Annotated in this window: 12 protein-coding genes; 4 read left to right on the forward strand and 8 right to left on the reverse strand. The window is 41.7% G+C overall.

Features of this window, described 5'->3' with window-relative positions; translation table 11 throughout:
- Positions 1-71: 71 nt before the first annotated feature.
- Complete coding sequence (locus tag NST94_RS16145) at positions 72-1,316, forward strand: MFS transporter (protein WP_339281080.1); 1,245 nt, start codon at positions 72-74, stop codon at positions 1,314-1,316.
- 163 nt (positions 1,317-1,479) lie between these two features.
- Here the strand turns inward: NST94_RS16145 and NST94_RS16150 are convergent, their stop codons facing one another.
- Positions 1,480-2,436: a WYL domain-containing protein gene (locus NST94_RS16150; protein WP_339281081.1), complete on the reverse strand. Its 957-nt coding sequence runs from the start codon at positions 2,434-2,436 to the stop codon at positions 1,480-1,482.
- A gap of 111 nt (positions 2,437-2,547) precedes the next feature.
- On the opposite strand from NST94_RS16150, the gene NST94_RS16155 reads away from it, so the two are divergent.
- Positions 2,548-3,483 carry a Gfo/Idh/MocA family oxidoreductase gene (locus tag NST94_RS16155; protein WP_076302583.1) on the forward strand — a complete coding sequence of 312 codons (936 nt, stop codon included), beginning with the start codon at positions 2,548-2,550 and terminating at the stop codon, positions 3,481-3,483.
- 504 nt (positions 3,484-3,987) lie between these two features.
- Here the strand turns inward: NST94_RS16155 and NST94_RS16160 are convergent.
- The 4 genes from NST94_RS16160 to NST94_RS16175 all read right to left on the reverse strand — a co-directional run bounded on the left by NST94_RS16160 (position 3,988) and on the right by NST94_RS16175 (position 7,706).
- Positions 3,988-4,344, reverse strand: coding sequence for a DUF3889 domain-containing protein (locus NST94_RS16160; RefSeq protein ID WP_256716486.1), 357 nt, complete (start codon positions 4,342-4,344; stop codon positions 3,988-3,990).
- Between the two features lie 312 nt (positions 4,345-4,656).
- Entirely contained in the window at positions 4,657-5,283 is a 627-nt protein-coding gene (locus tag NST94_RS16165; RefSeq protein ID WP_076302584.1) for a type 1 glutamine amidotransferase family protein, read from the reverse strand.
- A gap of 109 nt (positions 5,284-5,392) precedes the next feature.
- Complete coding sequence (locus tag NST94_RS16170) at positions 5,393-6,355, reverse strand: YafY family protein (protein WP_076302585.1); 963 nt, start codon at positions 6,353-6,355, stop codon at positions 5,393-5,395.
- Between the two features lie 538 nt (positions 6,356-6,893).
- Complete coding sequence (locus NST94_RS16175; RefSeq protein ID WP_076302586.1) at positions 6,894-7,706, reverse strand: hypothetical protein; 813 nt, start codon at positions 7,704-7,706, stop codon at positions 6,894-6,896.
- Between the two features lie 419 nt (positions 7,707-8,125).
- Here NST94_RS16175 and NST94_RS16180 point away from each other — a divergent pair, with 419 nt between their 5' ends.
- Together NST94_RS16180 and map are read left to right on the forward strand one after the other, a co-directional pair.
- Positions 8,126-8,830, forward strand: coding sequence for a TetR/AcrR family transcriptional regulator (locus tag NST94_RS16180; RefSeq protein ID WP_248548709.1), 705 nt, complete (start codon positions 8,126-8,128; stop codon positions 8,828-8,830).
- A 7-nt stretch (positions 8,831-8,837) separates the two neighbouring features.
- The gene (gene map / locus NST94_RS16185) at positions 8,838-9,584 is read left to right on the forward strand and encodes a type I methionyl aminopeptidase (RefSeq protein WP_076302587.1); all 747 of its coding nucleotides are present in this window, start codon (positions 8,838-8,840) and stop codon (positions 9,582-9,584) included.
- 172 nt (positions 9,585-9,756) lie between these two features.
- Here the strand turns inward: map and NST94_RS16190 are convergent, their stop codons facing one another.
- From NST94_RS16190 to NST94_RS16200, 3 genes are all read right to left on the reverse strand, one after another.
- Positions 9,757-10,497, reverse strand: a complete 741-nt coding sequence (locus tag NST94_RS16190; protein WP_081383371.1) for a class I SAM-dependent methyltransferase — start codon at positions 10,495-10,497, stop codon at positions 9,757-9,759.
- Between the two features lie 177 nt (positions 10,498-10,674).
- A complete protein-coding gene (locus NST94_RS16195) occupies positions 10,675-11,649 on the reverse strand; it encodes a phosphotransferase (RefSeq protein WP_076184404.1) in 975 nt (324 codons plus the stop codon).
- Between the two features lie 227 nt (positions 11,650-11,876).
- The gene (locus tag NST94_RS16200; RefSeq protein WP_076302589.1) at positions 11,877-12,749 is read right to left on the reverse strand and encodes an AraC family transcriptional regulator; all 873 of its coding nucleotides are present in this window, start codon (positions 12,747-12,749) and stop codon (positions 11,877-11,879) included.
- Positions 12,750-12,759: the final 10 nt, after the last annotated feature.

Below are 12,759 nucleotides of genomic sequence, written 5' to 3' on the forward strand. Positions count from 1 at the left end.
ATTATACATAAATCAACAAGGAATATGCAGCAACAATATTAGAGCAATAAGACTAGGAGATCGTAATCATTATGAATCAGCATCTAAGGCACATTCACCCACTAGCCTGGACAATTATCATCGGCACCATGTTCGGACGTCTGGTGACCTCGATGAGCATCCCGTTCTTATCCATCTATCTAACCCAAGTTCTCGGAGCTTCCCCGACACAAACAGGGATTACGGTCGCGGTTAGCTCGCTGGCAGGCGTATTGGCCAGTTTTTATGGCGGTTATATTTCTGATATTGTTGGCCGCAAAATCGTCATGTTAATCTCGGTATTTGGCTGGGCAGCCGTCTTCTTCGGATTCTCAGTGGCTCAACATCTATGGGTATTTTTCCTGGTGAACACCTTGAACGGCTTATGTCGATCTGTATTCGAGCCTACTTCACGGGCACTTTTATCTGATATTACACCTCCCGAGAGCAAGCTGCTTGTCTTTAATCTTAGATATGCAGCAATTAATCTTGGTGTAGTATTTGGTCCGATCATTGGGCTACAGCTCGGCTCTGCGGAATCAACTTTTCCTTTTCTAATCGCAGGAATCGTTTATGTTGCATATGGAATTGTATTATTCATGCAATTTAAGGCACATCGTTCAAGCATGCCCGACCGTACACAAGCTCAAGCACCACGTTTACTCGAAGCTTTGACAATCACCGGTAAAGACCGTGTGTTTCTACCTGTACTTCTGGGTACCATCTTTTGTGTGTTAGGATACGGTCACTTCGGCTCAACAATGGCTCAATATTTAGCGATGAATACGCATTTCACCAATGGTGGGCAATTGTTCTCCTATATGTTGTCACTGAATGCTATAACCGTGTTAGTAGTGCAGTATCCCATTGTACGAACGGCAAGTAAATTCCCGCCGATTGTCCCTTTAATCCTTGGGAATATCTGCGTTGCACTTAGTCTTCTCTTAGTGGGGCTTGCAGGTGGTGTGGCTCTATTAATGATCAGTGTAGTTCTGTTCACTATAGGGGAAGTCTTACTCTTTACGATGATGGATATGTTGATCGATCGGATTGCCAAACCTGAAATGAAAGGGACGTACTTTGGTACGATTGGCTTTAATAATTTAGGGAGTGTTATGGCACCTATCTTCGGGGGGGTGTTGTTAGACCATTATGGCGCTCAGAATGGCCTTGCGATCTTCGTACCGTTGGCTTTAACAACAGCTTTTGGTCTTCCTTTTCTTCTCGTAGCGCACAAAAGACTTGTTGCCAGAGAGAAATTAACACTTGGTGTTGAAACTAGAGCAATAAAAGGATAACTTATCCAATTAAATACGTCATTTACTGGATCATACTCATATTAGTTAACATAATCATTATTATGTTAACTAACTATATGAATTAATTCATTTATCAGAAAATCGGGACCGTATCTTTGCAGAATATGCAATAGCTACGGTCTCTTTTACATAGAAAAAACGGTTAATCATATATTCCCTGCAGAAAACTCAACTGGCCTTTCACATATTGCCTTAGCTCTAATGGCTCAATGATTTCGGAATGTCCTATTATGCTCCAGATATTAGCACATGCACTTTCATAACCAAACATATTCACCTTTAAAATGAATGCATCCCCTTCTTCTCTCATTTCCATGACCTCTAGCTGAGATAAAGAAGACATTGTTCTCTTATCGGCTCTAATCACAACAGGATAGACCTCTTCCTCTTTACAAACTTGCTTAAAAACCTGTCCCTGCTGCTTCCAGTGCTCTTCTAATGAAAAATCCATAGGTATAGAGTACTCTTCTTCCACAAGCTGCGTAGAGGCAATTCGCTCACATTTAAATGTGCGGATGTGCTTAGCTTCTTCACAGTAGGCTATAAGATACCATTCCTCTTTTTTCACCACAAGACCATAGGGCTGTAATTTCCTGTATGATATTTCTCCGCTAACCTTTTGGTACGCAATCTGTAGTTTATGAGATCGCCAAACGGCTGTCCGAATAGATTCAAGACAGGGAATTTCTATTCGTTCTGTCCACCAAGGTGTGTCATCGAAATAAAAGCGTTTTTGCGCTTTCTGAATGTCAGGTTGGTAGGATGCGGGCAATGTTTTTTGTAATTTCAACAGCGTCGTTTTCAGCTTAAGACCCGATTCAGAATGTCCCCCAGAATAGATGCCCATACCTGTTAAATATAGATTGATTACATCTTCACCATGTAACTGCTTCAGGTTAACTGTGTATCCCTCCATTAAAGAGATACCACCATTGGGCCCCGACATAGACAACAAAGGAATACCAGCTTCAGCTAGTACATCTATATCTCTATAGATAGAACGTACAGAAGTTTCCAAGGCTTGAGCTAGTTCATTGGCCTTCATTTTCCCTCTCGACTCCACTAATAATAAAATAGCGATCAAACGATGTAAGCGCATGAGAACCTCCGAGCTTTTCTTTTTTATCTAGTATACTTCAAAATTCTTGCCATGATGTTGTCAACAATAACAGGTTATGATTAGTTCATTACATAAAGGGAGCTGAAACATATGAAAATTGCCGTATTAGGAACAGGGTTCGGAGCTTATCATGCAGAATTATTGACGAAAAATGAGCGTGTAGACAAAGTAGTTCTTTATGGTAGAAATGAAGCTAAGCTGCAAAATTTAAAACAAACGTTAGGCGTTGAGATTACCACAAATATAGAGGATATCATGCTTGATACCACGATTGATGTGATCGATATCTGTCTGCCCGTGACTTTACATAGACAGTATGCCGTTGAGGCGCTTAAGCATGGAAAACATGTATTCTGTGAGACCCCCTTATGCTTTAACACTGAAGATGCCCTTGCGATGAAGGAAGCAGTACAACGGTATGGTAGACGAATCCTCGTGAACCAATTTATTAAATTTGATCCTGCGTACAAATATTTATACGAAACCACTTCTAAAGAGAAATATGGAAAGCTTTTAGCCTTCACCTTAAAAAGAGAAACGTCTCCTCTCTGGGGGGATCTCGGACTTCATTCTATCTCCACAAATCTGATGATTCACGAACTTGATTTTGTAACGTGGCTGCTTGGATCGTTAGAAGAATACTCAGTGTGGGGAACCGATGGTGGACGAAGTGAACAAGCTTTAGTGCGTACCCATTTTCAGAAAACGAATGTCTCCGCAGAGATCGTTGTATCCTCACAAATGCCAGCTGGTTATCCTTTTTCCGTAGGGTATGAGGCTTATTTTGAACAAGGAAAGCTAGTCTATCAAGAAAGTGACGACATGAACGGCACGGTTGAAGGATCATTAATTGAATATACCTCTGCAGGTAAACAGCAACTTTTGTTAGAACAAGCTAATCCTTTTGAAAAGAGTATTACGCATGCTCTCCAGTGCTTAGAGGAGGGTTCTACATCAATAATCGAGTTAGACTATGCCTTACAAGCTATGGAATTAGCAATAAAAATAGAAAAAAAGCTTGTTTAAACATAAGGGTTGGTGTAGATATCCTTTTTCATGGTTTTTGTTTGTATGGGCGTAGAATTTGTAGAATTACTGGTTAGTAGCTAGGGAGAGGAATAGGTTTTGAGTTTTCTATTGTGAATTTTTCATATGTTGAAATTGTAGAATAAAGTAGTAAATTTAGTCCTTTTTGGAACGCTATGGTTAGTTCTTGTTCATAAAAAGCTGTTATTTCACAGCATTTTGGAGGGATTTCATCCTTGGGATTAAGGTCTTTCAATTAGAGGATAAACTAGTCATACGATGGAAATTCTCAAAATTAGAATGGCTCCTTATAAAACCAGCGGCAGTCTCGGACTGGGAAATAAAGTCCTATCTTTACTCCACCTCTATTTACTTTTCCCATTTAAAGTACAAACCTACATCACGTTATTCTGCCCGTTAACTGAACAGGCTGCCTATGATCTCGGCAGCCTGTTGTCATTGTGCTATCGTGCCCCATTAGCGTAATCGCGAGATTTATTAAATCTAACGATTAGTTTCAGAAAACTGAATCGATTGGATTGTATCAGTTAGCGGGTCAAATTGGATCGATACAAAAACTCCAAACTCGTTACCTGCTTTGCTTCTAATCCATAGTTTGAATTTCTCTTCAGACTTTTTAGGTGTTAGTTCAGTACGACCAATGTGCTTATAATCAATTATGACTGCATTGTATCGTTTTTGTGTTTCCTCTACTGCAATTTTGCCCCATTTTGCGTATTCAGGCGCAGCCTCTACTGTAACAGTGGAAAAAATAAGTATCGCCAAAAATGATATCAGTATTTTTTTCATAATAACCGCCCATCTGGAGAAGTTTCCAGTAATATCTCCTACTTTATCCAAATGTATTCTTAGACAACTTAACGCCAGCGAGCAGTCTACAACTTTATTTTTTCAATTTATCAAGATCTAGATTTAGGAAAGTCAGATATAATAAAGGGTTCCACATATTAGTCATGACTAATATGTGGAACCCTTTATGCTTAACTAGCGAACTCCGTTAGGATTTCTGTGGAACGAATATTTTAAATCGCATTGTTACTCATACGGCATCTTGTCCTTACCCATATATAACACACTGTTATATATGGGGTAATAGATGTAAAGTCGTTGGGTGTTCCATTCTTGTATATTTACCTGACATTCCCATATCTTTTATTGTATTGAATTCATCAACTCATAGTAATATTTAGAATCACTAGTCTTATAAAGGCTATACCAAGCGTCTAATGTTTTTGGAGAAAACACATCCAAAGCTTTCAAGATGTGTGCAGAAAATTCCAACGGAGCTATACCAGATGCGGTGATCAGTTTTCCATCAGTTACAGCAGACTCCATTTTGTAATACTTTTCTCCTGTATAAGTGGGACAGATCATTTTAAGGTATTCCAGATCATTGCTTGTATGCCCACGTGAATTCAGCAATCCTGTCTGGGCAAGTCCCATTGTAGCACCACAAATCGCTGCAACCCATATACCTTCCCTTAAACACCTTTCAGCGATTTTTAAGAGGGGCTGGTGAATGGTTTCTGTCCATGTTTCTCCACCGGGTAAAATCAATAGATCGGATCTTTCAATACTGCAATCATCCAATTTGATGTCAGGCAATATTTTCAATCCGCCCATTGTAGTTACTGGAGTCTTATCAATTCCCACGGTAACTATTTTTGATGGGGCCAGCCCCTTTTTATAATATCTTCCCGAGTTCAGTTCGGCAGTTAAGTAACCTATTTCCCAGTCTGCCATTGTGTCAAACACATAAAGATATACCGTATTATTCATTTGTAAGTTCTCCCTATTTTACAATTCATCAAGTGATACCAACCTTCGGTAATCAATGATTATCATCATTATAAAATGACTTCACTGACATCCGCTGTCAGTAAAGTTTTTAAAGTTGATAATATTCCATTAACTCCGACACAACACCAACAAGTTTTTCCTTCAAACTCTGTGGTTCGATTACTTGAATGGATTTCCCGTAGGATAAGAGAAAATTAGGAACATAGGTATGAATTGATTTTTCCTCAAGTAAAAAGATTGCTTGATTTGATGTACGTTCTTTCAGATGATGCCCCAAAAACCAATGCAGGCATAAGTCATCCAACGCCTCTGACCTACCTTCGATAATTAAAGCAATTAACCCGTCCTTGCCGACTAAATCAGGTAATAGATTTCGCAAAAAAAATTCCCGAGCCAAAAAATCTTCGGAACGTTTAAATATGTTTTGAGTCCGCTTGATTTGTAAAATCCGTTCTACCCGAAAGCTGCGGATCTCATTTCTCAGGTGGCAAAATGCAACAATATACCATTTATTGTTCCAGTACACCATTCCATAGGGATCTATCACCCTAGTCTTGGGTTGATCATCACGGCGTGTGTGATAATCAATTTCTACAGAGAATTCGTTTGCTACAGCTTGCTCCAATTCCGCCAATACTGGCTGAATAGAAGGGTCTCCCCTACGGTTTATAACTTCAAATCCGGCTAAATGATGGCTGAGAACACTTTCCTGTTCCTGATTCGAATACATTTTCAATTTGGATGTCGCATTACCTAAAGCCTCACTCAAAGGGTATCCGGCTTCTTCTGCAAAAAGAGCAGCATGAAGAAGTGCTTTTTTTTCTTCAATATCAAATAGCAGAGGTGCTCTGATAAAATTATTCAGTAAGCTATACCCGCCATTATGACCAGTGTCGGATATTATAGGCACTCCACTGGCACTTAGCGCATCAATATACCGATAGACTGTCCTTATATTTATTTCTAACTTTTCGGATATTTGTTTTGCGGTCATTTTAACACCCGAATTCAGCATCCATAGGATTGCCAGCATATTATCGTTTTTTGGCATCACATATACCTCATCTTTTATTAGGATCGCACTAAATTATTTACTTTGCGAATCGCCTGCATCCCTTTATTCATCAATCTTTCAGCCTTTCAATCCTCACTTAGCAATCTATAAACAACAATCTGCAATTTTTAACATTGCTGCTCTTAGCTCAACCCAACAATCTACTTTACCACAACTTGTGATACAGTTCACCGCGCTGTTTGTAACGGTAAGTTTTTGGGCCATCCTTTGCAGAATGCTCTTTCTTTGATCCGCTAGGTTCCAATTGCCCTAACCGCCGTTCAGGGGACTAAAGAATATACACAGCATATACATCACCTGGAAGAATGGATATTTCCAGTTTCAATAAACTTGAGTGATGCGTATAGCCTTTACCAAGTAGACAGTTAATAACGCCTTTACACAAAAACAAACTTACCATGCGTCTGCTCATGAGCAGTAACGCACGGTAAGTTCCATCAATAATAACTCTTTATTTGGTAATATGTTGTATTTTTATGAAAATATCTTCCTTCTTCATATATTTATGCCTTCATCAGTATTTAAGCTCAATATCCTTCCACATGGTATTCCCATCCTTGTCGAAGCCTGTCATCTCGGTAGCGCTCATCAATTCGCCTGTTTTGACATCAAAGAAAGCGCTCATTCTCAAACTGTCATTCTCACGATTAGGAGAATTCGGCGAGATGCCCATAACTCTTAGCAGCAGACGTGTTTTGGAGGAGTTAGGATCAGTATTATACCCGCTGATAGTAAAATGATACCCCTTGATCCAGTCATCAGCTATAGCAGGATTTCCTGGTTTCATCCCCAGTCTCTCAACAGCTTGTTTAACTGCATCGGAAGAATCGATTTGAATATCAGATATCGCATACTGTCCTTTTACAAGTAAATTCTTATCGTGCCTTTTCACATCAGTCTTAATGGCCATTCCATTATCGATCTTGATATAAATAAAAACATTCCCTTTCTTGCTGCCAAATTCGAGATTCCAAGCATCTCTTGTTCCATCCGAACCATCGGTTCGTTCCTGGGAAACAGAAGTGTCATCCGTGCTTGTTATGTTAATAAGTAATGGCTCTTCTTCCGTCAGCTTCTTCGCCTCTGAGTACCCAAGGCGCAGTGCCTCCATCGCGGTTACGCTCTTCTTTTCATTGGTTACCTTATTCGTTATTGTAGCGGCTGGTTTCTCTGTCTCGTTAATCATCTCACTGGTTGTTGTGGCGGCCTGTTCCTCTGATTTGTTAGAAGAGCCGTCGAAAAGAACATTTTTCATACTGAAGAATAGAACGACCATAATCACAACCAATGTAATTGAGGCAATGCTAACATATTTCTTCTTACGCAAGGCTGCTTCTCCTTAGTTAATGAGTATAAGAAACTTTGGTTACGCCATAATTAACTGCTGAAGTAGTTTACGTACTGTCCACACAATGACGATTAAATTTTCCAATTTTTAACACACCAAAATCATACAATATTGTTTCCTTAAATGCAATTCTTGTCGCATATTTTAAAATAACGGCTACTATTTACATTAGCTCGAAACGAAATTGATCCTAGCTCACTGGTTTCAAGGGTTAAACTTGCCCCTATTTATGATACGATTCACCGAGTCTGATCTTAAACTAAGCTGCCCGTAAGTGAATAAGTTAACAGTCATTCCCTCGAATCCTTTGATAGACATCCGCATAGGAAAACTTAAGTTGTTCTCGCAACTTTTTATTTTCTTCTTCGAGCTTCTTCATCTTTCGTTTTAACGACGCAATGATGGTGTCCTTGTTGTTTTCATCGAACGCCAACAAACAATTGCATTTCTCCGCCTCATGCGTTACACTCTTTACATTGACAAATTTGCAGGTCTATAAAAAGGAGGTTAACGCGCCCATGTGCCCCCGTACCAAAGAACAAAATGAGCTCATACGCATGCAGCGCAGGGAACAAATCCTGGACTTCGCCGCGCGCACCTACTTCCGTACGGGCGGAAGCTTTGATATTCGCGACGTCGCCCGCGAGGCTGGTCTCGGTTATGGCACGGTATACCATTATTACCCCAACCGGCATTTACTAATAGAAGATGTGCTGAGCAGCGGCTTCGAGCGATGTGAGCAAACCCTGACTCAATGGGCGAACATCAGCCGGGACACCCCTGACGACAGGCAGTTGTTAACGTATTGCAAGACGTTACTCCGGTTGTGGCAGTCAGATGCCCGCGCATATCTCGTCTACAAAATGGCAGCGGAACATTTTACAGGCTTGCCAGAGAAAGATCGGCATCCTGCCAAAAGACGATTCACGGAAAGACTGTATGTTCCACTCCAATCGATCATCCAGCGCGAAGACGACAGCGTCGACCTTATGCTTGCCGTGTTGGTCAGCTGCTGCGGTCTGCACTACTATGCGAACACTTCCGAGTTGGACATCGATCGAATTGCCCAGCTCGCGATGCAAGCTATTACAAAGGAGTCCTAATACAAACATGGTTATCTTAAAAAGCAAGTATGAAATCGAAGCCATACGCAAGGCATGCCAGGTTGTGGCCGAATGCCATCGCACAATTGCCCCGCTCATCAAACCGGGCATCACAACGAACGAGATTGAGCGCATATTCGAGGATATTATTTTGAAGCACGGCGCCAAACCATACACGAAGGGTTACAATGGCTATCAATATGCGACCTGTGCCTCCGTCAACGACGTAATTGCACATGGCTTCCCTACAAATAAGCCACTTGAGGAAGGCGATATTGTGACGATCGACACGGTAGCGGAGCTCGACGGCTGGCTCGGCGATTCAGCCTGGAGCTATGCGGTCGGGAAGATCTCACCGACGGCTGAGAAGCTGATGCGCGTCACGAAGGAGTGCCTTGACCTCGGCATCGCGCAGGCACAGCCCGGCAATCGGCTCGGAGACGTGACGAGCGCAATCCAGCGGCATGCCGAATCGAACAACTTCGGTGTCGTGCGCGACCTTCTCGCTCATGGCATCGGTCGTGACCTTCACGAGGAGCCGACCTATATGCATGTCGGCAAGCCCGGCAAAGGCCCCCGCATCAAGGAAGGCATGGTATTCACGATCGAGCCCATGATCACTGAAGGCACCTACAACATGACAATTGATCAGGACGGCTGGACCGCCCGGACGCTGGACCGCAAGCTCGCCGCCCAATACGAGCATACGATCGCCATCACCTCTGAAGGACCACAAATCCTGACCGCGCAATAGAACAATTAGAAGCCGACCAACGAGAGGGTCGACTTCTTTTTTATTTATTGAGCAGAAAACGAATGGCCCGCGGACCGATTAAATTCTTAATGCGAAAAGGATGCTAAACTTAGAAACAACAAAATCCCCCTCAATCTGAGGGGGGGGTCTATCGCAATGCATTACGTTTCTCCTAACATTTCCTACAAACACTAATGATAGATGAAGATGACAGAGAAAACGGCATTTTATCCCAGTCAGCATATTGATGTTCGACGCAAAAGCCGTGACGAGTTAATAAAGAATGTAGCGTATTCGGATCCGTGAACCGACAAGCAATTCGGGAGGTCGTTCGCTTATACCCCCAATCACGCATCGTGACCCAATGCATGATATGCTGGCCAGCATCGTAACATTGGGTGCCTGATACCTTGACGTTATTTCCATCCTTATCAATAAATGATCCCCATTCTGTCTCCTCTTGATCGGATAAATCCGTTCCCTCCGGATTTCGGGTCTCAAATGCAAAGATTCCATGAGGTTGTAAATGTTTGTGAACGGTCGTGAGCAAATCGCTTTGATCTTGATCACTTAAAAATGCCTGAAAAGCATTACCAGTCAAATAAATCATCGAAAATCGCTTGTCCGATTCGAAGGTACGGGCATCACCTTCCATAAAAGTAACAGTCAGCCCTTTCGCCTTCAACCGCGCATACGCAATCATCGCTGAAGAGATATCTACACCGGTCATTGTTATACCGGCTTTCGAGAGGGGGATCGTTGTTAAGCCTGTACCACAAGCAAGTTCTAACACTTCCCCAGGACTCGATCTGGCAAGCTCAAGATAGAACTGATATTTGTCCATTTCACCGTCAAATTCAAGATCGTAATTTACCGGATCTTGAAATTCTTCAAGATTGCTATGTTCAATCAACACCATTCCCCCTTTCATTCCTTGTTAGAATATAATCGAAATAAATGCTAATCGACAGCCATCGCGCTTAACAGTATTATTTTACTATTTTTTTGATAACACGTTTGGTGATAAACGGTTATAATCAATTTTTATCAAACATACCAGTCCTCGTTAGTTCAACCTGAACGTTCCATTTCATATTTTATAAAATATACTTTCACCATTGAGGAAGGGGCGACAATACTCAGCGCATAATTTGGGCATTCTTTCACGCATCCAATCATGAACATGTACATTCTCTATCTGGAAGACGTAATACCCAATAATAGCGACCAACATTAAACCTTCTAACTGTAGTAGATCACTCGCTGTATTTTCACACTCTCTGTAATAACCCTTTAGGAAAGTATCTCTTCGATCGGAAGGCAGCATCATAGCTCCCATGGCTACATCAAGTAAAGCATAACCTTTTCCGAAAAAGCCAAAATCGATAAAACGCACCTTTCCTTCGGTTGTGATGATGATATTACCCATACACAAATCCCCATGAATAAGGTCCGGGCCAGCCTCCCCGCCATGGTCATCTAACCGGGAGTTGATCAATTGCAGCGTTTGTTCAATGACATTAGCATCAGGAGGCGTAAATAAATTCTTTTTCACACCCGAATGAATCACACGGATCATCCGTTCATTATAAGCTTTGCCTTGACTCGGGCGAATCTCCATACCTGAATGTTCGTACTGCCGAAAAAAAGTATGCAGTTCTGCTATTTGAGATCCCAGTTCTTTTACCAGTTCAAGATTGTTAACATCATTCATATTCATGTCTCTTCCATCCAACCAGGTGAGGACGGAGCAGTTTAGCAGTTCACCTTCGTATTCAATGATCGTAATAAGTTCACCCTCATTGTTTCTTACGGGAGCCTGTATTTCGTTGGTGCTCCAGCTTCCCAGCTTCTCAAGCATTTGCAATTCTCCAAGAATGCCGCTGTATGTATGTTGCAGACCTTTCATGTCCTCTATAAAAGGGTCATGAATGCGGAGTAAATATGATTTTCCCGTTCTGTCATTAACACGATAGGTTCTGTTCTCGTTATGCCTTAAGAAAATAATCTCAGGCTGTTGGATATCGTACCTGCCTAGTAAGTCCAAAAGCTTCTCGTTCGTCATAAGGGACTCCTTTAAAATAGAAGGATTCATTGATTCAATCTTCGTCTGAGTCATAAAAATTGAAATCTACTACATTCTAAAAATCATTCAATTCACCAATTGTACTTCTACAACATTTTCGAAATATCCTGCCTATAGCTTGACGAAGCTGCCGGAATGATTTTTCGCGGCAGCTTCGTTGTGAAAGGATATTCAGCGCTCAGTTTCAATAGTCCAACCAAACTCTTTTATTTCTTAGTGATAGGCACCCATATTTCACTTTTAAAATTTGGCGATGTGATATCTTTGTGCTCATTCCATAGAATTTCAGGCCCTTTAATTAGCTCATATCCCGATGACGGAGCCCATTCCGAATATATTCGCCCCCAGATCTCTTGTAGCGCACTCGGAAAAGAGCCGACGACTGTGAATACAGCCCACATAGAGGCCGCCACTTCCAGCTGTTCCAAGCCATTCCATGAGTCTTTTGTAGTGGCAACGCCAATATAATGATCGAACTCTCCTTTTTCCTCCATACGTCCTTCAGAAAAATTTGTAGAGGCGCTTATAAACCCTGAGGGCTCAACATCAGAAAATCTCTTCATCTCATCAATCATTTCCGGCGTCAACCCTTCATACATAGACGCAATCTCCGGATTGACCCCTTGGAAAATGATTGGAACCCGTTTTTTTATGCCCACGATGCGGAAAGACTCTTTGTTTTCAATCCGGTAATTCATTTCATTTCCTCCTTTGATAGTCAGCTGAAACGACATCCGAGGGAACGCCTTAAGGGAATGTCCATGGACCCGAGCTTCTGAAGGACTAACCCCATGCAGGCTATGGAAAGCCCTAGAAAAGGAATCCGGCGAATTATAACCATACTTCAGAGCGGTATCGATAATTTTGATATTACTTTGTGAAAGCTCGAGTGCTGCCAAAGTTAGACGTCGACGCCGGATGTATTCCGACAGAGTAATGCCTGCTAGGAATGAGAACATGCGAGTAAAATGATATTCCGAACAGCAGGCTATTTTCACAACCTCCTGATAATCAATGGGATTTGTTAGGTTCTCCTCAATATAGTTTATTGCTTTGTTCAGTTGTACCAGCGTATCCATGACGTTGCCT

Origin of the sequence: Paenibacillus sp. FSL H8-0282 (genome assembly GCF_037963825.1) — a bacterium.
In the GTDB taxonomy this organism is placed as follows: Bacteria; Bacillota; Bacilli; order Paenibacillales; family Paenibacillaceae; genus Paenibacillus_AQ; species Paenibacillus_AQ odorifer.

Coding starts and splice junctions, on each gene's coding strand:
- NST94_RS16145 (WP_339281080.1), top strand. CDS start 72: ATGAATCAGCATCTAAGGCACATTCACCCACTAGCCTGGACAATTATC.
- NST94_RS16150 (WP_339281081.1), bottom strand. CDS start 2,436: ATGCGCTTACATCGTTTGATCGCTATTTTATTATTAGTGGAGTCGAGA.
- NST94_RS16155 (WP_076302583.1), top strand. CDS start 2,548: ATGAAAATTGCCGTATTAGGAACAGGGTTCGGAGCTTATCATGCAGAA.
- NST94_RS16165 (WP_076302584.1), bottom strand. CDS start 5,283: ATGAATAATACGGTATATCTTTATGTGTTTGACACAATGGCAGACTGG.
- NST94_RS16170 (WP_076302585.1), bottom strand. CDS start 6,355: ATGCCAAAAAACGATAATATGCTGGCAATCCTATGGATGCTGAATTCG.
- NST94_RS16180 (WP_248548709.1), top strand. CDS start 8,126: ATGATGGTGTCCTTGTTGTTTTCATCGAACGCCAACAAACAATTGCAT.
- map (WP_076302587.1), top strand. CDS start 8,838: ATGGTTATCTTAAAAAGCAAGTATGAAATCGAAGCCATACGCAAGGCA.
- NST94_RS16195 (WP_076184404.1), bottom strand. CDS start 11,649: ATGACGAACGAGAAGCTTTTGGACTTACTAGGCAGGTACGATATCCAA.
- NST94_RS16200 (WP_076302589.1), bottom strand. CDS start 12,749: ATGGATACGCTGGTACAACTGAACAAAGCAATAAACTATATTGAGGAG.